Raw genomic sequence first — 20,456 nt, 5'->3', positions numbered from 1 at the left:
AGATGTTTTTAAAGTTAGCAACAAAAATTTTTGGTAGTCGTAATGACCGACTTATCAAACAAATGCGTAAAGAAGTAAAAAAAATAAATGCGCTAGAGCCTGAGTTTGAAGCACTCAGTGATGAGGAGTTAAAAGCTAAAACTGCTGAGTTCCAAGAGCGAGTAAAAAATGGCGAAAGTTTAGAGGCTATTTTGCCGGAAGCTTTTGCTGTCGTTCGCGAAGCGAGTAAGCGCGTATTCGGTATGCGCCACTTCGACGTGCAAATGATTGGTGGTATGGTACTTAACCAAGGCAAAATCGCAGAGATGCGCACTGGTGAAGGTAAAACATTAACCGCGACACTACCAGCCTACCTAAATGCTTTATCAGGCAAAGGTGTCCATGTTGTTACCGTAAATGACTACCTTGCTAAGCGTGACGCTGATTGGTCACGTCCGTTATTTGAATTCTTAGGTTTGACCGTTGGTTGTAATATTCCCGGTATGATGGGCCAGGAAAAGCAAGCGGCTTATCAAGCTGATATTACTTATGGTACCAACAATGAGTTTGGTTTCGATTACTTGCGCGATAACATGGCATTCTCACCGAGCGAGCGCGTTCAAAGACCACTTAATTTTGCGATTGTCGATGAGGTTGACTCAATCTTAATCGATGAAGCACGTACACCATTAATTATCTCTGGTGCTGCAGAAGATAGCTCTGAGCTATACCGAAAAATCAATGCGATTGTCCCTGAACTTGAGCAACAAAGTGAAGAAGACAAAGACGAAGAAACGGGTCAGTCGGAAGACTTCGTTGAAGGTGATTTCACCGTTGATGAAAAGTCAAAACAAGTATACTTAACTGAGCGCGGCCAAGTACGCGTTGAGGAAATGATGCAAAAGCTTGGTTTGATCCAAGAAGGCGAATCGCTTTACGCTGCCTCGAATATTTCAATTTTACATCACGTAATGGCGGCGTTGCGCGCCCACAAACTATTTACTAAAGACGTTGATTACATTGTTAAAGATAATGAAATCGTTATTGTTGACGAACACACCGGTCGTACAATGGAAGGTCGCCGTTGGTCAGAAGGTTTACACCAAGCCGTTGAAGCAAAAGAAGGTGTAAACATTCAAAATGAAAATCAAACATTAGCGTCAATTACCTTCCAAAACTTCTTCCGCATTTACGATAAGTTAGCGGGGATGACAGGTACAGCTGATACCGAAGCGTTCGAATTTAACCATATTTATGGCTTAGAAACCGTTATTATCCCAACCAACAAGCCGATGATTCGCGATGATCGCGCCGACTTAATCTACTTAACACAAGAAGAAAAATTCGAAGCGATTTTAGAAGATATCAAAGACTGTGTAGAACGCGGACAACCGGTGCTTGTCGGTACGATTAGTATTGAAACCTCTGAATTCTTATCGAGTTTCTTAAAGAAAGCGAAAATTAAGCACAAAGTACTTAACGCTAAATTCCACGCCCAAGAAGCTGAAATTGTTGCCGACGCAGGTAAAGTAGGTGCCGTAACTATAGCGACTAACATGGCCGGCCGTGGTACCGATATCGTGTTAGGCGGTAACTTAGACGCGATGATCGATAAGTTACAAAACCCAACACCAGAGCAAATTGAAAAAGTGAAGGCTGAATGGCAAGAGCAACACGATAAAGTACTTGAGCTAGGTGGTTTGCACATTGTTGCGACTGAACGTCACGAGTCACGTCGCATCGATAATCAGTTACGTGGTCGTTCTGGTCGTCAAGGTGACCCGGGTTCAACGCGTTTCTATTTATCGATGGAAGATGGCTTAATGCGTATATTTGCCTCTGAGCGTATCGCCAATATGATGCGTAAATTAGGTATGGAGCGCGGCGAAGCTATTGAGCACCCTTGGGTGACTCGCTCTATCGAAAATGCGCAGCGCAAAGTAGAAGGCCGTAACTTTGATATTCGTAAACAATTACTTGAATTTGATGATGTATCAAACGATCAACGTAAAGTTATTTACGAGCAACGCAATGGCTTAATGGATGAAGAATCAATCCAAGATGTTATTGAGTCGATTCGCCATGACGTATTAGACGGCATTATTAGCCAACATATTCCACCTCAATCACTCGAGGAAATGTGGGACGTACCAGGCTTAGAAGAACGATTAAAAGGTGAACTAGCACTCGATTTACCGATTGGTAAGTGGCTAGAAGAAGATAAGAAACTTCACGAGGAAACCCTGCGTGAAAAGATTATCCAAATTGCCGACGAACAATACGCTGAGAAAGAAAAAGCTGTTGGTGCTGATGTCTTACGTCAGTTTGAAAAAGCAGTGATGTTACAAAGCTTAGACTCTCATTGGAAAGAGCACTTAGCGGCGATGGATCACTTGCGTCAAGGTATCCATTTACGTGGTTACGCACAAAAGAACCCTAAGCAAGAGTACAAGCGTGAATCGTTTGATTTATTCTCAGAAATGCTAGAAAACCTTAAGTACGATGTCGTTGGTATTCTATCGAAAGTGCAAATTAGGGAAGAATCTGATGTTGAAGCTGTTGAAGAGCAGCATCGCAAAGCGGAAGAGACACCGAAAGAATACAACCACCAACAAGCTGAACAAGCTACCGTTCAGCAACGTCAACCACGAGTTGGTCGAAACGATCCTTGTCCGTGTGGCTCTGGTAAAAAGTACAAGCAGTGTCACGGTAAGTTAACCTAAAGGTTAAGCTAAACAGCTGGGGTCAGAGTCGATTGACTCTGACCCCTTTTTTGTTTGGAGTATATTATGTCATTAGTTCATGTCGCCGTTGGTGTTATCAAGAGCGGTGAAAGTTACTTTCTAACCAGAAGGCTTGCTAATACCCACCAAGGCGGTAAATGGGAGTTTCCTGGTGGTAAGGTCGAAGCAGGAGAAAGTGTTTACCAAGCGCTTCACAGAGAGCTTGAAGAGGAAATTGCTATTGATGTCTTGAGTTGTATTCCGTTGGTCACCATCGAGCACGATTACGGCGATAAACAGGTGAAATTAGAAGTCTTTATCGTCGATAACTTCGCCAATGAGCCTCAGGCACAAGAAGGGCAAGAGCAGGGATGGTTTAGTTACTCAGAAATGCTTGAGTTAGACTTCCCGAAAGCTAATGTTGAGATATTGGCAGCGATTGAAAAGCTATAAGGCTGAGGGGCTTGAAAGCGATAAGGCTTGACGTAGATGGACAGATATTGCGTTAAAGCGTTACAGCCATACCACGTTACAGCCTTAAAGCACTATTACTTACTCTGGCTCTACAAAAAATTTATTATTTTGTAAAAACTCACCCTCTAATGCATCTAGCATTTCTTCACTCATTACCACTTCAGGCGTAATTGGTTGGGAAATTTTATTGCTTTCATCAGCCCATTCGCCTAAGTCGATAAGTTGGCAGCGCTTTGAGCAAAAAGGACGATATTCATTGTCAGTCTGCCATTCAACTTTGGCTTTACAGGTTGGGCAGTCTACGATCAAAGCCATTACGGATTCCTAGTTGGTATTAATTTATCCTGCGATTATAGCGCATTGGGGAGTTATGCCAAATAATCGCTAGGTTAGGGTTAGCATTTAGCTAAATAAAATTTGGTCGCGTTATTAGCGTAGCGGCGACCACTTTGCTCGCATGGCAACATAAAGCGAATTGAATATCTAAAGCGATTGCCACTGACCGTCGGGTAATATTGCGCCGCTTCATCAACTTCAATGCGCAATAGCAATAATCCTTCACCACTGTCTTGGAAAAAACCACTCTCGGTTTCTATACACTCAAAATCACTGCGTTGTCTAATAAAAACGAGCACAAGTGCGATCGCATCTTTGATCTGAGTTAACGTTGAAAGCCAGGTTTCAATGGTATGATTGGTAACACTAGCACTCTGATGAAGAAAAAATTGCAGTTGCGGTAAGTCGAAGCTTGCACTACCCCCTTGGATCGCAAAACGTTGCTTGACGCCAGATAAAAACTTATCTTCTTTTAATTGCCACCACGGCAATTTAGTACTGCGCAATTGGTTAACTAGTGCGACAGTGGCGCGTAAGTTTTCTTCTAATGCCGATGTGTCAACATCACTTCGCTGCGACCAAATCACTAGGTTTTGCTCTAGTTTTTCTAGGTCTTTAATTAAATCACCACGAATGTCGTTGCGCTCTAAGCTATCTAGAATGGCAAACAAAGAGGTAAATAAAACGGAATAGCCTTGTTGTAGGCCAATTTTTTGAGCACTTTCTACTTGGCCAAAGAGATGCTCTAGCTTAAGGTAGTTTCTGATCCGCTCATTTAGCGGGTGCTCATATAAAATTCGTGCCATAACAAGGTGTTAATAAAAAGACTGAAGTTATATTAACCATTAACGAATAAAATCGCTAATGTTTATTTTACCCCAATAAAACAAAACAACAATTCGAGCTAGTTTAACACTCTAGCGCGCTTTATTGCGGCTTGTTGGGTAAATAAGTGATCGAGTTTGTCAATTTGTGTAGCAAGGGCTTTAGCGTCAGTGTGTTGATTATCTATAACGTGATCGGCACGCGCCAACCTGTCTTTGCGACTAATTTGACTCGCGATGATACTTTTTATCGTTTTTTCGGATGAACCATCTCGATTGGCAGTTCTTGCCAGTTGAGTTGCTTCATCAACATCAATGACTAATACGGTATCAACATATTGTTCAAGCTTGTTTTCTAATAATAAAGGTGCGACCAATAAGCAATAATCACTGTTACTATTAGCCAACTGTGCTAGCATCTCTTGTCTAATAGCAGGGTGGAGTAATTGATTTAGCCAGAGTTTAGCTTGTTCATCGGCAAATACTTTTTCCCGCAACTTAGTGCGATTTAAACTGCCATTTGCTTGAATAAAGTCTTGACCAAAGTGATTTGCGATAGCTGTCAGGGCAGGGCGACCGGGCTCAACCACTTGGCGAGCAACTTCATCTGCATCGACAACATCGATGCCTTTTTCGATAAAGCGATTGGCGATCGTTGTTTTACCGCTACCTATACCACCCGTTAAGCCAACAATGTATTTATTACTCATGCATTTTCCTGCTAATTATGCGCTGTTAAGCCATTATATAACCTAAGTACCATCGCCAAATGTCGTTACCCCATAACAGGCAAATCCAGCCGGCTACAGCGAGATATGGGCCAAATGGAATCGGGTTTTCTCGGTTGTGTTGTTTAAAGGCAATCAGACTGATGCCAACAATTGCTGCAACGACAGAGGCCATAAGGATGTGAAGGGGTAAAAGTTGCCAACCAAACCAAGCGCCAAACATGGCAACGAGTTTGAAATCGCCATGTCCCATACCTTCTTTACCGGTTAATAATTTGAATAACCAAAACACAGAATAAAGGCTCATATAGCCAGCTACAGCACCAATTACGGCGTCTGACAAGGTAGCAAATTGACCGTTAATATTAACCAGTAAACCAAGCCACAGCATCGGATAAACTAACTGATCCGGCAGTAACATGTGGTCAAAGTCAATCATAGTTAAACAGATCAAAAACCACGTCAGTAAAATAACCCAAAGGGTGGTCATCGTAGGTCCGAAAAAACAGGCCACAGCGACACTAAGTATTGCCGTACTAAGTTCTATGATGGGGTAACGCGCAGAAATTGCAGTTTGGCATTGGCTACATTTACCTTTGAGCAACAGCCAGCTAATAACAGGAATATTCTCGTAGAAGCGAATTTTGTGATGACATTTAGGACAACTTGACGCTGGCTTTGACAAGGTCAGTGTGTCAAATTGCTTTTCGGGTATATCCTTAACTTCATCAGCTAAGAATTCTCTGCAATCGCGGTACCATTCGCGCTCTAGCATTTTAGGAAAGCGATAAATAACCACATTTAAAAAACTACCAACCATAAGAGAGAAGATAAATACGGTGGTGTAAAAGTAACTTGGTGATTGTTCAAAAAGGGCGAAAATGTCTGCAAACATTGAAATACTCTTCAGGTGTCAGGGGTTATCATAGCATCATTCAAGATGGGCTAGTGTAGTGTTAACAAGCAAGGGGTAATATTGAAATCCCGCAATAAACCGATTGCGGGATGACATCATCTAAACAACTTGACCTATTTGGAAAATAGGTAAGTACATAGCAACGATTAAACCACCGATAACAATACCGAGTACGGCCATGATCATCGGCTCTAATAGCGCGGTTAGGTTGTCAACCGCATTATCAACCTCTTGCTCATAGACGGTAGCGACTTTCGCAAGCATATCATCAACGGCACCCGACTCTTCACCGATGGCAACCATTTGAATGACCATGTCAGGGAAGATATTACTGTTGCGCATCGCCAAGTTCATCTGCATACCTGATGAAACTTCCGAGCGAATATCTAAAATAGCATCGCGAAATACCGCATTGCCAGAGGCACCGGCAGCAGACTCTAAAGCATCAATTAAAGGGACGCCAGCAGCAAAGGTAGTTGCTAATGTTCGCGCATATCGCGCAATGGCGGCCTTGTGCAGGATATCGCCAACTACAGGTAACTTGAGAATGTTTTTATCAACAGTGTCACGCAGGTTTTTATTTTTACGATGAGCGTTTTTAAAAGCCCAACTAAAAGCAAAGAGCCCTCCGAGTACCAAATACCAAGTAGACTGCATTACTTCTGATATCTTGATTACTAACATAGTAAAAGCTGGAAGCTCTGCACCAAAACTATCAAAAATCTCTTTAAAGGTCGGCACAACAAAGATAAGTAAAATAGACGTTACGATAATGGCAATCACGATAACGGCAATAGGGTAAGTTAATGCTTTCTTAATTTTTGCTTTGAGTGCTTCGGCTTTTTCTTTATAGGTGGCGATACGATCAAAAATCGTTTCTAAGGCACCAGATTGCTCTCCCGAGTGGACTAAGTCGCAATATAAATCATCAAAATGAATTGGGTGCTCTCTAAGACACTCAGATAACGGAGAGCCAGCTTGCAATTTAGTGCCGATATCACCCAGCAGTTTTTGCATATTGCCGTTATTATGGCCTTTACCAATCATCTCGATAGTTTGTACCAATGGCACACCAGCACCTAGCATGGTTGCAATTTGTCTAGTTATCGTCGTTATATCAGCTGAAGTAAGCTTTTTATCGCCACCAAACAAAGGTTTGGCTTTTTTCTTAATACGGCCTGGGGTGACACCTTGCTTTCGCAGTTGGGCTTTGAGCTCCATAATACTGCCAGCTGAGAGCTCACCGCTAATTTTTTTGCCCTTGCGGTTAACGCCTTGCCATTGAAAGACATCGAGGGGTTTTGCACTTTTTGATTTAGCAACAGCCATATAAATACCTAATGCATGTTCTATTCTATTTCTTGTTATACCAATGAATGTAGTGAATTGGTATTAATTTAACCGCTAGTAACTCGGTTGACTTCTTCCAGGCTAGTGACACCTTGCATTGCTTTGATTAAGCCTGATTGCCTCAAGTTGTTGAAACCTTCCTTTTGACATTGCTCGGCAATATCGAGTGAATTGCCCCCTTCCATAATAATTGAAGAAAGCTTTTCACCTATCTTGATCACTTCGTAAATACCGACTCGGCCTTTATAGCCGCCAGTACATTGATCACAGCCGACTGCTTTAAATAGCTTTACGTTTGGCAATTGTTCATGGGTAAAACCTTGCTTGATCAGCTCTTCATCTGGAACGTGCTCAGGCTCTTTACAAGCCATACATAGGCGTCGCGCTAATCGCTGAGCAATAATAATACTGACTGAGCTTGCGACGTTATACGAGGGCACGCCCATATTTAATAAACGGGTAAGCGTTTCTGCTGCCGAGTTAGTGTGTAGTGTCGATAACACTAAGTGACCTGTTTGCGCCGCTTTTATTGCGATTTCCGCCGTTTCTAAATCTCGAATTTCACCCACCATGACAATATCGGGATCTTGACGTAAAAATGAGCGCAAAGCGCTTGGGAAAGTTAACCCAGCTCTGGTATTGATTTGTACTTGGTTGATACCTTCTAGGTTAATTTCAACGGGATCTTCTGCTGTCGATATATTGCGCTGCTCGGTATTGAGAATGTTTAAACCCGTATAAAGCGATACGGTTTTACCAGAACCCGTTGGGCCGGTCACCAGAATCATGCCTTGCGGTTGAGCTAATGCGTCCATGTAGATTTTCTTTTGCTCTGGCTCATAGCCTAACATGTCAATGCCTAACATGGCACTTGAGCTATCGAGAATACGCATTACAATTTTTTCGCCCCACATGGTGGGCAGGGTACTGACGCGAAAGTCGATTGATTTCTTTTTCGATAACGCAAGTTTGATTCGACCATCTTGCGGCACACGGCGCTCAGCAATATCGAGTTTTGACATAACTTTCAAACGCGCTGCCATCCTAGATGATAAGGTCACTGGCGGACGCGCTATTTCAGTTAAAATGCCGTCGATACGAAAGCGAATGCGATAAGCTTTCTCATAGGGCTCAAAGTGTAAATCCGAGGCGCCTTTTCTGATGGCATCGAGCAGGATTTTATTGATGTAAACAACAATTGGGGCATCATCTTTACCCTCTTCGTTGGTATCATCTTTGCGCTCTTCTTCGACATCGATACCGGCGAGCTCTTCGGTATCCATGTCAGAAATATCGAGCGCATCAGTATCTTCTTCTAAAATCCGCTCTATCGCGGTAGACAAGCTATTTTCATTGGCAAGAATAAGCTCAGTGGTATAACCGGTATTAAACTGGATTTCTTCCAACGCATCTAAGTTAGTTGGATCCGACATGGCCACAAATAATACTTTACCGCGCAGGTAAATTGGCAATGCGCTGTGTTTACGGATCAGCTTTTCGTTGCGAATACCCTCGGGTATAAGGCTTGTATCAAAGGCATCTAGATCGATATAAGGGTAGCCGAAACTTTGGGAAAAAATACTGGCTACTTTACTGGCATTGAGGTGTTTGTCTTCGACTAAATAGCGGACAAAAGGTTTGTTCTGGCTAATAAAACCAGAGCTGATCTCGTCTAGTTGTTCGTCTGACACCAGCTGATGCTTAGCAAGTGCCGATAGCAAACTTGATTGTTGATGAAGTCCTTTCATTTTTTAGTTATTGATCTTTGAAAGATTTAAATTTTATTGTGACACAAAAATGGTCATTAGACGATATTTAGACACAAAAAAAGCAGCCGAAGCTGCTTTTTTAATAAAATTGAGTGTCTATTAACACTCAACCCAATCTGTACATACGTTAGTGCCGCCTGTTGAAGCGTAAGTCCATTGAACTTGACCGCCAACGATTGCAGGAGTAAGAGTACCTGTTTCAGCAACACCGTTGCCGTCTACGTCACCAAAGTTTACTGTAATTATACTTGCTGCAACTGCTGTGACAGCGCCTGCTACCGCTGGAATGCCTTCAGCGCCAGCGTTACAAGGTGCTAAGTTACCACCATTAGTCTGAATACAAACAGCTACAGCTGTTTTGTATGGAGAAGCTTCTGACATTGTCGACTGAGCATCAGCGCTACGCGTGTACTGTGTGTACTGCGGAATAGCCACTGCGGCTAAGATACCGATGATTGCAACAACAATCATTAATTCAATAAGAGTGAAACCCTTGTTGTTTTTGGCTTTCATTAAGTTTTTCATAATAGTACTTCCATTATTCATTACGGGGGCTTTCGTTATAGTGATACAAAAATTTTTAAATGTAAAATATTGTTACGCATTTTTTTTAGATTTTTGCAATTTCCCCGAAAACTTTGCCTGAAATAGTAGCATTTTATTGATTTTTAGGATTTTTACTCTAATTTTGTTTGCCTATTAGCCGTCATTAGCCTAGCGATAAAGTGGCTTAACTAAAGCCATTAGTTAAAGCGCATAGACAAGTCGATGGCCTGAACGTGTTTGGTTAGCGCGCCAACCGAAACAAAATCAACCCCTGCTTGGGTGTATGCTTTTAATTTTTCCAATGTCATATTACCCGAGACTTCTAATTGTGCCTTGCCGCGAGTTAACGCTACGGCCTGCTCAATCATTTTTGGTGTAAAATTATCTAGCATAATAATATCGGCACCGGCAGTTAATGCTTGGTTGAGTTCTTCGATTGACTCTACTTCAACTTCCACTTTCTTTGTTGGGTGATTATGCTTTGCCGTCGCTACGGCGTTATCAATACCACCACAGGCGGCAATGTGATTTTCTTTGATCAAAAAAGCGTCGAATAAGCCAATTCTGTGATTAACGCCACCGCCACATTTTACCGCATACTTTTGTGCGCTTCTCAAGCCCGGTAATGTTTTTCGGGTATCAAGTAGCTTGGTGACGCTACCTTGTAATTGCTCGACGTATTGGCTAACAACCGTTGCCGTGCCCGAAAGTGTTTGAAGAAAATTAAGTGCCGTTCGCTCACCGGTCAAAATCAGCCGAGCATTGCCCGTTAGTTCAAACAGTGTGGTGTTGGCTTTAACGGCTTCACCGTCGTTTACATACCAAGTAATTTCTGTTTTGCTGCCAATCGATTCATCGAGTTGTCTAAATACTTCGTTGACCCAGTCTACGCCACAAACAATACAATCTTCACGGGTGATAACCTTAGCATTGGTTTGATTATCCTGAGGAATTAAACTAGCGGTAATATCAGCATTGGCGTCAACACTGCCGCCTAAGTCTTCCTTTAGTGCCCATGTAACTGTGGTTGCAATGTCTTGTTGTAACGCTGGAGTTTGCATTTATCTTTGCTCTCGTATAATTAATTGGTTGCCTGTTTGGCTAAATTCAACTTGTTTTAATGCGCTCATGCCCAGCAGGATTTCGTCTGAATCCATTGCTGGGTTGATGTTGGCGGCGACATTATACAGCGTTATCTCGCCGATGCGTAGGGTAGACAAGGTGGTTCGATAAACTTTTATTCTGCCATTGGCCGTATTCACTAAGTAGCTGCCTTGAGGCTCAAGGTACAATTGCTTGGCGATATGTTCAGGTATTGAAACGGAAGTCGCGCCAGTATCAAGTAAAAACGTCACTTGTTGTTGGTTAATTTCGCCGTTGAGCACGTAGTGACCATAACGATTTTGTAAGAGTGTGACACTTACTTGGCCGCGCGAGGAACGTTCACTTTTAAGGTCCTGATTGGGGTTGTATTGATAGCCCAATAACTCATCAAATAATAATACGACAAGCCCAAGCCCCACTATCCAGCTTAACCAAGTAAATGTTCGTCCGATTTTGTTTGTATCAGGCTGTTGATCCATAATATATTCTTCGCTGGTCTGTATTTACTTCAAACGCTTACGTTAAACGATGACAAATCTCAATATCAATAATGGTTGGCTAGAGGGGGTTGAGCATCAACCTTCTCCGCATTTTACGTCGAGAGAACACAACGAGGAGATTAATTTACTCGTTGTTCACAATATATCTCTACCACCTAAGCAATTTGGTGGATCATATATTACTGATTTATTTCTCGGGCGACTCGATCCAACAGCTGATCCTTATTTCGAATCGATTTATCAATTACAAGTTTCTGCTCATTGCTTAATTCGTCGCGACGGTCAGATCATTCAATATGTCTCTTTTGAAGACAAAGCTTGGCACGCTGGCGTCTCACATTTTAACGGACGAGACAAATGTAACGATTTTTCAATTGGTATCGAACTTGAGGGTGCCGATGATATTCCTTATACTTTCGAACAATATCAACAGCTTGCAAATATTACAAATGCTTTACAACAAGTTTACCCAATAGTTAAAGAAGGTATTGTTGGTCATTGTGATATTGCCCCAGAGCGCAAAACAGATCCCGGTGAAGCATTTGATTGGCAAAAGTTTTATCAACTTTTATCGGTTTAACGCTAGAATAACAGTTATAGGTAATGGAACCTCGCTATGAATTTAATTAGTTTACTGATTGCTTTATCGGCACAAAAAAGCCTGTCCGCCAAAGTTTGGCAGTTTAGCTTTCACTTTAACCACCTTATTAAGTTATTTGAAAAATTTGGCTTGATTAACCCTGCCAATAAGCGCTTATCTGATTTTAGCGCGCTGCTACTTGTGGTTATTCCTGTTGTTATTTGTTATTTCGTGCTCGACTTAATTGACGATACGATTTTGTATTTAGTTGCGTCAACCTTATTACTTATTGTGGTATTCGGCTGTATAAAAACTCGTGAGGCATACAAAAGCTTCTTACAGGCAGCAAACCGCGATGAGCCTACGACCTGTGAATTAACCTTATTGCAGTTACAAGAAGATAAGAACTTACCGCGCATGCCGTTTGGTGAAACCATGGTGTGGTTAAATTATCGCTATTTTATTGCGCCCATGCTGATCTTTGTTACCTTCGGTGCAACGGCCGCATTAGCTTATCGGTTATTGGTGACTTTAGGCGAATTAACACAGCGTGAAGCGTCGGATGCATATTATATTAATGAGCAAGGGCAAGCTGTTATTGCAAGACTGTTTGCGATTATCGATTGGCCATTGGTCCGTATCGTTTCTTTTGCTTATATGTTGGTGGGCCACTTCTCGAAAGCTGTGCCTACATATTTGGAAAACTTTTTCGACTTTGATGTGCCAGCACACCGCGTGTTGAGCAATGTTGCTAAACAATCAGAGGACTTCATGGTTGATGAAGAAGATTGTGTCGCCGAGCCTTGTTTATTGGTTAAGCTAGCAAAACGTACTTTGCTACTCATCTTATCTATCGTTGCGGTGTTAACCATTACCGGGGTGATCAACTAAAGGTTGGAAGGCTGGAAAGTCAGAAGGTTAGAAGGTTAGAAGGTTAGAAGGTTAGAAGGTTAGAAGGTTAGAAGGCGGTAAGGCTTGAAAGCTTTTATACTTACCATCGTCATACCCGAGACGTCGGGTATCTCATAGGCTGAATCAAGTTTATAAGTAAGGAGATTCCGGCCTAAAACACCGCCGGAATGACGCTATGCTTTTACATTCCCACATTTCAACATTTAAGTTGGAAGGTTTTTAGGCTTACCATCGTCATACCCGAGACGTCGGGTATCTCATAGACTATATCAAGTTTATAAGTAAGGAGATTCCGGCCTAAAACACCGCCGGAATGACGCTATGCTTTTACATTCCCACATTCCCACATTCCAACATTTAAGTTGGAAGGTTTTTATACTTACCATCGTCATACCCGAGCCGTCGGGTATCTCATAGACTGCATCAAGTTTATAAGTAAGGAGATTCCGGCCTAAAACACCGCCGGAATGACGCTATGCTTTTACATTCCCACATTCCCACATTGAAACGTTTTTATTAATGGTCAGACCTTTCTTTAACGCTCGGTGATTTTAGCTAAATTAGAGTATTTCGCATAAATACTCTAAAAAAGTCGTTGGCTTTATTGCTGACTTAAGGTAGATTAGCAAAAATTTTCGGCTTTTTAAGCCTCTTTTTTATTGAAGGATTTTAATGGTAAGACCAATTTACCATTTTTTTTTAGGTAGGTTTGATTGAATGTTAACTTGGTTATTCAATTAAACATATAAGGTTATTTAAGAGTAGGTGTATGTCACTTAAGCAAGCTAAATTATCAGACGTGATTCAAGAAAAGCTTGAAGCAATGATCATTGAAGGTAGTTTAGAAGCCGGTCAAAAGCTACCGCCAGAGCGCGAGTTAGCGGCTCAGTTTGAAGTGTCACGCCCTTCTTTGCGCGAAGCTATTCAAAAGCTAGAAGCTAAAGGTTTAGTTACCCGTAAGCAAGGCGGCGGTACGTTTGTCGCGAATAATATTTTAAGCGGCTTGTCTGATCCCTTGTTTGATTTAATGTCGAAAAACCCTGAATCACAGTTTGATTTACTTGAGTTTCGACATGGTATTGAAGGAATGGCAGCTTATTATGCCGCAATGCGCGGTACGCAAGCCGACTTTAAAGAAATTGAAAAAAAGCATTTAGCTATTGGTGATGCGCAGATTGAAAACGATTATCGCGCAGAAGCCTCTGCGGTGTTCGATTTTTATGTCGCAATTTGCGCGGCATCGCACAATGCCATTATTTTGCAAATGGCAAAATCAATGGCGCCACTATTAATTGATAACATCGCGAAAAACTTGACGATTTTATCGAAAAGACCCGATACCTTTGAGCGGATCGCCGACTATCGCAAACGCTTATTAGAGGCGATTGTTAGCGGTCAGCCACAGAAAGCGTGGGGGGCTAGTCACCGCCACCTAGCATTCATCGAAGAAGTATTGTTAAAGCTCACTCAAGAGCAAAGCCGCATGGAGCGCTCAATGCGCCGCATGCAAAGATATTAAAAACATGATGAAGAAAAAAGATGGCTTGAGAAAAATTGTCTATCTTTAAACTATTTATCACGAATACATAAACTAACGGAGACTAAGTAAAATTATGTCTGAGCTCCCTAAACACGATATAGATGCAGCAGAAACGCAAGAATGGCTTGAGTCAATCGAAGCTGTATTAGAAAACGAAGGCGCAGAGCGTGCTCATTTTCTACTGGAGAAATTGATCGACCGTGCCCGTCGTGGTGGTACGCACTTACCTTTTGATGCAACAACTGCATATGTAAATACTATCCCTCCAGGGCAAGAGCCACACATGCCAGCTGATCAAACCATTGAAGCGCGCATTCGTGCGGCAATTCGTTGGAATGCGATGGCGTTAGTACTTCGTGCATCTAAGAAGAATTTAGAATTAGGTGGTCACATTGGTAGTTTTGCTTCGTCTGCGATGTTATACGATGTTGGTTTCAATCACTTCTTTAAAGCGGCGACACCAGAGCACGGTGGCGACTTTATTTTTGCTCAGGGTCATATCTCTCCGGGTATTTACGGTCGCGCCTTTTTAGAAGGTCGTTTAACCGAAGAGCAAATGGATAACTTCCGCCAAGAATGCGACGGCAAGGGTTTATCTTCATACCCACACCCTCACTTAATGCAAGATTTCTGGCAGTTCCCAACGGTTTCAATGGGCTTAGGTCCACTACAAGCGATTTACACTGCTCGTTTCTTAAAATACTTAACCAACCGCGGTATTAAAGACTGTTCAGCACAACGCGTATACTGTTTCTTAGGTGATGGTGAATGTGATGAGCCAGAATCATTAGGTGCTATCGGCCTAGCGTCGCGCGAAGGCTTAGATAACTTAACCTTTATCATTAACTGTAATTTACAGCGTCTCGACGGTCCTGTTCGCGGTAACGGCAAAATCATTCAAGAGCTAGAAGGTACTTTCCGCGGCGCTGGCTGGGAAGTGATCAAAGTGATTTGGGGTTCATACTGGGATCCATTATTAGCCCGTGATACATCAGGTAAATTACTACAGTTAATGAATGAAACCGTTGACGGTGAATACCAAAACTGTAAAGCCAAAGGCGGCAAATACACGCGTGAAAAGTGGTTTGGTAAATACCCAGAAACAGCAGCGATGGTGGCTAATATGTCTGACGAAGACATCTGGCGCTTAAACCGTGGCGGTCACGATCCTGTGAAAGTTTACGCAGCCTATGATAAAGCAGTAAACACTAAAGGTCGCCCAACGGTTATCTTAGCGAAAACCGTTAAAGGTTTTGGTTTAGGCCAGTCAGGTGAAGCGCAAAACGTTGCCCACAACGTCAAGAAGATGGACGTAGAGTCTATCAAGCAATACCGCGACCGTTTCAATATGCCTATTTCAGACGATCAAATTGAAGACTTACCATTCTTCAAGTTCCCTGAAGATAGCCCTGAATACCAATACATGAAGGCTCGCCGTGAAGCACTTGGCGGCTCTTTACCTGCACGTCGTGAACAAGCAGATGAAGAGTTAGAAATTCCTTCAATGAAGGCATTTGAAGCGATTACAAAAGGTAGTGGCGATCGCGAAGTTTCTTCAACCATGACGTTCGTGCGCGTTTTAAATAGTTTATTAAAAGATAAGAAAATTGGTAAACGCATCGTGCCTATTATTCCTGATGAAGCACGTACTTTTGGTATGGAAGGCCTATTCCGTCAAGTCGGTATTTACGCCAACGAAGGTCAAAAATACGTACCACAAGATGCAGACCAAGTTGCATACTACCGTGAAGATAAAAAAGGTCAGGTATTACAAGAGGGTATTAACGAACTAGGTGCAATGGCATCGTGGGTTGCCTCAGGTACTTCTTATTCAACGTGTAATGCAACGACAATTCCATTTTACATCTACTACTCAATGTTTGGTTTCCAACGCGTTGGTGACTTAGCATGGGCAGCAGGTGATAGCCAGGCGCGTGGTTTCCTATTAGGTGCAACGGCCGGTCGTACAACACTTAACGGTGAAGGCTTACAGCATCAAGACGGTCACTCGCATGTTCAAGCGGGTTTAATTCCTAACTGTGTAACATACGATCCAACTTACGGTTATGAAGTTGCAGTTATCGTTCGCGATGGTTTACGTCGTATGTATGAAAATAACGAAAATATTTTCTATTACTTAACGTTAATGAACGAGAACTACCAACACCCAGCAATGCCTGAAGATAAAGATATTGAAGATCAAATTATCAAGGGTATTTACAAGCTTGAAAGTGTTGCTGCCAAGAAAGCAGCCGCTAATGTTCAGCTTATGGGCTCAGGTACTATCTTGTTGCAAGTAAGAGAAGCCGCGCAAATCCTAGCAAAAGACTACAACATTTCATCTGATGTTTACTCGGTTACCTCATTCAATGAATTAGCCCGTGAAGGTCAAGAGGTTGTTCGTCAAAACATGCTTAACCCAGAAGCTGAAAAACAAGTGCCATACATTGGTAAAGTGATCACGGCAGATAAAGGTCCTGCAATTGCAGCAACTGACTACGTTAAAGCCTACTCAGATCAAGTTCGCGCCTTTATCGACACCGACTACCGCTGTTTAGGTACTGATGGTTTTGGTCGCTCAGACAGCCGAGCAAACTTGCGTACGCACTTTGAAGTCAATGCCGGCTACATTGTTGTCGCGGCGTTATACGAGTTAGCAAACCGAGGTGAAGTTGAATATAAAGTTGTGACTGAAGCGATTGCTAAATTCAACATTGACGTAGCTAAAGTGAACCCACTTTACGCATAAGGCTAGAGGATCAAATAATGTCAGATATTCAAGAAATTCTAGTCCCAGACGTTGGTGGCGAAGAAGTTGAAATTATCGAAATCTGTGTTGCTGTGGGCGACACACTAGAAGCCGATGAAGGTATTGTTACCGTTGAAACCGATAAAGCATCAATGGACATTCCTGCACCCATTGCAGGTCAGTTAGTGTCATTGAGTGTGAGTGTTGGTGATAAAATCAAAGAAGGCGACAAAATTGGTGAAATGAAAGCTGAAGGTGCAAGCGCGCCGGCAGCTGAACCTGAAGTGGCTGAAGAGCCTGCACCAGTTGAAGCGCCAGCCGTTGAACAAGCGCCAGCAGCAACTGAAACTCCCGTACCAGTAACAAGTGGTGCAAGTGAAGTTATTACAATCGCAGTGCCAGATATCGGTGAAGATGGCGAAGTTGACGTCATTGACGTTATCGTAGCTGTTGGTGATGAAATCGCCGAAGAAGACGGTTTAATTACCTTAGAAACTGATAAAGCAACCATGGATGTACCATCAACGCATGCCGGTACAGTAAAAGAAGTGTTAGTTGCTGTTGGTGATAAAGTTAAACAAGGCTCACTTGTTATTAAACTTGAAACAGCAGGCGGTGCGCCAGTTGAAGCTGCGCCAGCACAGGCAGAAGCGCCGAAAGCCGAAGTTGCACCAACCCCAGCAGCTGCACCAAAAGCTGAAGCACCTAAATCTGCACCAGTACCACATCATCCTCATGCCGGTGAAACAAAGGGCAGTGGCAGTATCTTTACCTCGCCGTCGATTCGCCGTTTAGCGCGTGAGTTTGGCGTAGACCTAAGCTTAGTTAAGGGCACCGGACGCAAAGGTCGTATTTTAAAAGAAGACGTACAATCATACGTTAAATACGAACTATCTCGCCCGAAAGCTAACGCCGGTACCTCAGTGGCTGGTGGTTCAGGTGGCTTACAAGTTATCGAAGGTCGCAAAGTTGATTTTTCTAAGTTTGGTGAAATTGAAGAAGTACCATTAACGCGTATTCAGAAAATTTCTGGCCCGAACTTACATCGCAACTGGGTTACAATTCCACATGTTACCCAGTTTGATGAAGCCGACATTACTAACGTTGAAGCCTTCCGCAAAGAGCAAAATGTGGTTTGTGAAAAGCAAAAAATGGGCTTTAAGATCACACCACTTGTGTTCATTATGAAAGCCGTTGCTGACGCGCTTCGCGCATACCCAGTATTTAACTCAAGTTTAAGTGATGATGGCGAAAGCTTGATCATGAAAAAATACTGTCATATCGGCGTAGCGGTAGATACACCAAATGGTTTAGTGGTACCTGTTGTGCGCGATGTCGACCAAAAAGGTATTTACCAGCTATCAAAAGAGTTATTAGAAATTAGTGCTAAAGCACGCGATGGCAAGCTAAAAGCTGCTGACATGCAAGGTAGCTGTTTTAGTATCTCAAGCCTTGGTGGTATTGGCGGTACTGCATTTACCCCAATCGTAAATGCGCCAGATGTCGCGATTTTAGGTGTATCAAAATCTGAAATGAAACCTAAGTGGAACGGCAAGGACTTTGAGCCCCGCTTAATGTTGCCATTATCATTGTCTTATGATCACCGCGTGATCGACGGTGCCGTGGCTGCGCGCTTTATTGTCCACTTATCATCTGTGATGGCAGATATCAGAAAATTAGTGTTATAAATCAAAAGTTGTCGGTAAGAAGAAAAGTTTACAGTTAACTTCTATTTTTACCGACTTAAATTGATTAAAAGATGGCGAACAGGCTCGAGTTTCAGTAAACTGCTCGCCAGCAAATGATGAATTGTTACTCAAAAAATCAAGCAGGTAACAGTTAAACAAAAAAATATTGAGGTTAGCATGAGCAACGAGATTAAAACTCAAGTCGTAGTTTTAGGTTCAGGTCCTGGTGGTTATTCTGCAGCATTTCGTGCAGCAGACTTAGGTTTAGACGTAGTATTAGTAGAAAAGTACAGCAATTTAGGTGGTGTTTGTTTAAACGTTGGTTGTATCCCATCTAAAGCGTTATTACACGTTGCTAAAGTGCTTGATGATGCAAAAGATATGGCATCACACGGTGTGACATTTGGTCAGCCTGAGATCGATTTAGAAAAAATCCGCCAATGGAAAGATAAAGACGTTGTTGGCAAGCTTACGCAAGGTATCGCTGGTATGGCGAAAATGCGTAAAGTTAAAACGGTAACAGGTTACGGTAAATTCACTTCAGACAAAACAATTGAAGTTGAAGGCGCTGATGGCAAAACAACAGTAACATTCGACAACGCGATTATCGCTTGTGGTTCTTCAGTTGTTAACTTACCTTTCATTCCTGAAGACGACCGTATTATCGACTCAACTGGCGCTCTAGAGCTTAAAGACGTTCCAGGTGAAATGTTAGTCCTTGGTGGTGGTATCATCGGCCTAGAGATGGGTACGGTATACAGCTCGTTAGGCGCTAAAGTTTCAGTGGTAGAATTTGCTGACCAATTAGTACCTGCTGCAGATGCTGACGTTGTTAAAATTTACACTAAGTACAACAAGCCGCGTTTCGAATCAATCATGCTTTCAACTAAGGTTGTAGCTGTTGATGCGAAAGAAGACGGTTTATACGTAACTTTCGAAGGTAAGAACGCACCAGAAGGTCAAGTGCGTTACGATAAGATCTTAGTTGCTGTTGGTCGTAAGCCAAACGGTCACTTAGTTGACGCTGACAAAGCTGGCGTAAACGTAGACGAGCGTGGTTTCATTAACGTATCTAAAGAGATGCGTACCAACGTGCCTCATATCTTTGCTATTGGTGATGTTGTTGGTCAACCTATGCTTGCTCACAAAGCGGTACACGAAGCACACGTTGCTGCCGAAGTTATTTCAGGTAAGAAGCACGAGTTTGACCCGCGTTGTATCCCTTCAATTGCTTACACAGATCCTGAAATTGCATGGGTTGGTGTTACTGAGCGCGAAGCAAAAGAGCAAGGTTTAAACATTGAAGTGGCTAACTTCCCATGGTCAGCATCTGGCCGTGCGATTGCATCAGCGCGTACTGAAGGTAAAACCAAGTTAATCTTCGACAAAGAATCTGGTCGCGTATTAGGTGGTGCAATTGTTGGTATCAACGCTGGTGAAATGTTAGGTGAAATTGGCCTAGCAGTTGAAATGGGTGCTGATGCTGAAGACGTAGGTTTAACCATCCACGCTCACCCAACATTAAATGAATCAATCGGCTTAGCAGCTGAGGTATTTGAAGGTTCAATTACCGATTTACCAAACGCAAAAGCCGTTAAGAAGAAAAAGTAAGTGGGACTTACTTTTCATTGCCGCAGGCAACCCCTGTGGTGAGGGCAAGGATAGCCCTGATAAAAAAATATTTACAATTTTTCGTCAATTGTAAAAAAGAGGTCAACGCAGTAACTGCGCTGACCTC

The 20,456-nt window shown here is 42.5% G+C and carries 17 protein-coding genes; 8 read left to right on the top strand and 9 right to left on the bottom strand.

The genetic code is table 11. The annotated features are described in order from the left end of the window. Positions 1-2: 2 nt before the first annotated feature. Both secA and mutT read left to right on the top strand, forming a co-directional pair. On the top strand, positions 3-2,702 hold the full coding sequence (gene secA, locus LP316_RS00825; protein ID WP_193022226.1) for a preprotein translocase subunit SecA: 2,700 nt from the start codon (positions 3-5) through the stop codon (positions 2,700-2,702). Positions 2,703-2,768: 66 nt separating this feature from the next. Continuing rightward, entirely contained in the window at positions 2,769-3,155 is a 387-nt protein-coding gene (mutT, locus tag LP316_RS00820; protein WP_193022225.1) for an 8-oxo-dGTP diphosphatase MutT, read from the top strand. A gap of 99 nt (positions 3,156-3,254) precedes the next feature. Here the strand turns inward: mutT and yacG are convergent, their stop codons facing one another. From yacG to LP316_RS00775, 9 genes are all read right to left on the bottom strand, one after another. Next, positions 3,255-3,491, bottom strand: a complete 237-nt coding sequence (gene yacG, locus LP316_RS00815) for a DNA gyrase inhibitor YacG (protein ID WP_193022224.1) — start codon at positions 3,489-3,491, stop codon at positions 3,255-3,257. Positions 3,492-3,571: 80 nt separating this feature from the next. After that, positions 3,572-4,318, bottom strand: coding sequence for a cell division protein ZapD (gene zapD / locus LP316_RS00810; protein WP_193022223.1), 747 nt, complete (start codon positions 4,316-4,318; stop codon positions 3,572-3,574). 98 nt (positions 4,319-4,416) lie between these two features. Further along, entirely contained in the window at positions 4,417-5,046 is a 630-nt protein-coding gene (coaE, locus tag LP316_RS00805; protein ID WP_193022222.1) for a dephospho-CoA kinase, read from the bottom strand. 25 nt (positions 5,047-5,071) lie between these two features. Continuing rightward, positions 5,072-5,959, bottom strand: a complete 888-nt coding sequence (locus tag LP316_RS00800) for a prepilin peptidase (RefSeq protein WP_193022221.1) — start codon at positions 5,957-5,959, stop codon at positions 5,072-5,074. 120 nt (positions 5,960-6,079) lie between these two features. Beyond that, a complete protein-coding gene (locus LP316_RS00795) occupies positions 6,080-7,309 on the bottom strand; it encodes a type II secretion system F family protein (protein ID WP_193022220.1) in 1,230 nt (409 codons plus the stop codon). Positions 7,310-7,377: 68 nt separating this feature from the next. Then, positions 7,378-9,078, bottom strand: coding sequence for a type IV-A pilus assembly ATPase PilB (gene pilB, locus LP316_RS00790; protein WP_193022219.1), 1,701 nt, complete (start codon positions 9,076-9,078; stop codon positions 7,378-7,380). Between the two features lie 120 nt (positions 9,079-9,198). Next, positions 9,199-9,624, bottom strand: a complete 426-nt coding sequence (locus tag LP316_RS16100; protein ID WP_413470664.1) for a pilin — start codon at positions 9,622-9,624, stop codon at positions 9,199-9,201. Between the two features lie 218 nt (positions 9,625-9,842). Beyond that, positions 9,843-10,706 carry a carboxylating nicotinate-nucleotide diphosphorylase gene (gene nadC / locus LP316_RS00780; protein WP_193022218.1) on the bottom strand — a complete coding sequence of 288 codons (864 nt, stop codon included), beginning with the start codon at positions 10,704-10,706 and terminating at the stop codon, positions 9,843-9,845. Beyond that, complete coding sequence (locus LP316_RS00775) at positions 10,707-11,228, bottom strand: TIGR02281 family clan AA aspartic protease (RefSeq protein WP_193022217.1); 522 nt, start codon at positions 11,226-11,228, stop codon at positions 10,707-10,709. A 49-nt stretch (positions 11,229-11,277) separates the two neighbouring features. Here LP316_RS00775 and ampD point away from each other — a divergent pair, with 49 nt between their 5' ends. The 6 genes from ampD (at position 11,278) to lpdA (ending at position 20,329) form a co-directional block, all read left to right on the top strand. Beyond that, on the top strand, positions 11,278-11,829 hold the full coding sequence (ampD, locus tag LP316_RS00770) for a 1,6-anhydro-N-acetylmuramyl-L-alanine amidase AmpD (RefSeq protein ID WP_193022216.1): 552 nt from the start codon (positions 11,278-11,280) through the stop codon (positions 11,827-11,829). Positions 11,830-11,865: 36 nt separating this feature from the next. Beyond that, positions 11,866-12,720, top strand: a complete 855-nt coding sequence (ampE, locus tag LP316_RS00765) for a regulatory signaling modulator protein AmpE (RefSeq protein WP_193022215.1) — start codon at positions 11,866-11,868, stop codon at positions 12,718-12,720. A gap of 790 nt (positions 12,721-13,510) precedes the next feature. Next, complete coding sequence (gene pdhR / locus LP316_RS00760; protein ID WP_193022214.1) at positions 13,511-14,260, top strand: pyruvate dehydrogenase complex transcriptional repressor PdhR; 750 nt, start codon at positions 13,511-13,513, stop codon at positions 14,258-14,260. 94 nt (positions 14,261-14,354) lie between these two features. Beyond that, on the top strand, positions 14,355-17,030 hold the full coding sequence (gene aceE / locus LP316_RS00755; protein ID WP_193022213.1) for a pyruvate dehydrogenase (acetyl-transferring), homodimeric type: 2,676 nt from the start codon (positions 14,355-14,357) through the stop codon (positions 17,028-17,030). 17 nt (positions 17,031-17,047) lie between these two features. Beyond that, complete coding sequence (gene aceF, locus LP316_RS00750; RefSeq protein ID WP_193022212.1) at positions 17,048-18,718, top strand: dihydrolipoyllysine-residue acetyltransferase; 1,671 nt, start codon at positions 17,048-17,050, stop codon at positions 18,716-18,718. 177 nt (positions 18,719-18,895) lie between these two features. Then, positions 18,896-20,329 (top strand): dihydrolipoyl dehydrogenase, encoded by a 1,434-nt coding sequence (lpdA, locus tag LP316_RS00745; protein ID WP_193022211.1) that lies wholly within the window; start codon positions 18,896-18,898, stop codon positions 20,327-20,329. The last annotated feature ends 127 nt before the right edge of the window (positions 20,330-20,456 follow it).

The sequence above is a fragment of the Thalassotalea sp. LPB0316 genome (assembly GCF_014898095.1).
Classification (GTDB): Bacteria; Pseudomonadota; Gammaproteobacteria; order Enterobacterales; family Alteromonadaceae; genus Thalassotalea_G.
This window is presented reverse-complemented; position numbering and strand designations above follow the sequence as displayed.

What these genes read in the sequence shown, in the direction of transcription:
- secA (WP_193022226.1), top strand. Translation starts at nt 3, where the DNA reads ATGTTTTTAAAGTTAGCAACAAAAATTTTTGGTAGTCGTAATGACCGA.
- mutT (WP_193022225.1), top strand. Translation starts at nt 2,769, where the DNA reads ATGTCATTAGTTCATGTCGCCGTTGGTGTTATCAAGAGCGGTGAAAGT.
- yacG (WP_193022224.1), bottom strand. Translation starts at nt 3,491, where the DNA reads ATGGCTTTGATCGTAGACTGCCCAACCTGTAAAGCCAAAGTTGAATGG.
- zapD (WP_193022223.1), bottom strand. Translation starts at nt 4,318, where the DNA reads ATGGCACGAATTTTATATGAGCACCCGCTAAATGAGCGGATCAGAAAC.
- coaE (WP_193022222.1), bottom strand. Translation starts at nt 5,046, where the DNA reads ATGAGTAATAAATACATTGTTGGCTTAACGGGTGGTATAGGTAGCGGT.
- LP316_RS00800 (WP_193022221.1), bottom strand. Translation starts at nt 5,959, where the DNA reads ATGTTTGCAGACATTTTCGCCCTTTTTGAACAATCACCAAGTTACTTT.
- LP316_RS00795 (WP_193022220.1), bottom strand. Translation starts at nt 7,309, where the DNA reads ATGGCTGTTGCTAAATCAAAAAGTGCAAAACCCCTCGATGTCTTTCAA.
- pilB (WP_193022219.1), bottom strand. Translation starts at nt 9,078, where the DNA reads ATGAAAGGACTTCATCAACAATCAAGTTTGCTATCGGCACTTGCTAAG.
- LP316_RS16100 (WP_413470664.1), bottom strand. Translation starts at nt 9,624, where the DNA reads ATGAAAAACTTAATGAAAGCCAAAAACAACAAGGGTTTCACTCTTATT.
- nadC (WP_193022218.1), bottom strand. Translation starts at nt 10,706, where the DNA reads ATGCAAACTCCAGCGTTACAACAAGACATTGCAACCACAGTTACATGG.
- LP316_RS00775 (WP_193022217.1), bottom strand. Translation starts at nt 11,228, where the DNA reads ATGGATCAACAGCCTGATACAAACAAAATCGGACGAACATTTACTTGG.
- ampD (WP_193022216.1), top strand. Translation starts at nt 11,278, where the DNA reads ATGACAAATCTCAATATCAATAATGGTTGGCTAGAGGGGGTTGAGCAT.
- ampE (WP_193022215.1), top strand. Translation starts at nt 11,866, where the DNA reads ATGAATTTAATTAGTTTACTGATTGCTTTATCGGCACAAAAAAGCCTG.
- pdhR (WP_193022214.1), top strand. Translation starts at nt 13,511, where the DNA reads ATGTCACTTAAGCAAGCTAAATTATCAGACGTGATTCAAGAAAAGCTT.
- aceE (WP_193022213.1), top strand. Translation starts at nt 14,355, where the DNA reads ATGTCTGAGCTCCCTAAACACGATATAGATGCAGCAGAAACGCAAGAA.
- aceF (WP_193022212.1), top strand. Translation starts at nt 17,048, where the DNA reads ATGTCAGATATTCAAGAAATTCTAGTCCCAGACGTTGGTGGCGAAGAA.
- lpdA (WP_193022211.1), top strand. Translation starts at nt 18,896, where the DNA reads ATGAGCAACGAGATTAAAACTCAAGTCGTAGTTTTAGGTTCAGGTCCT.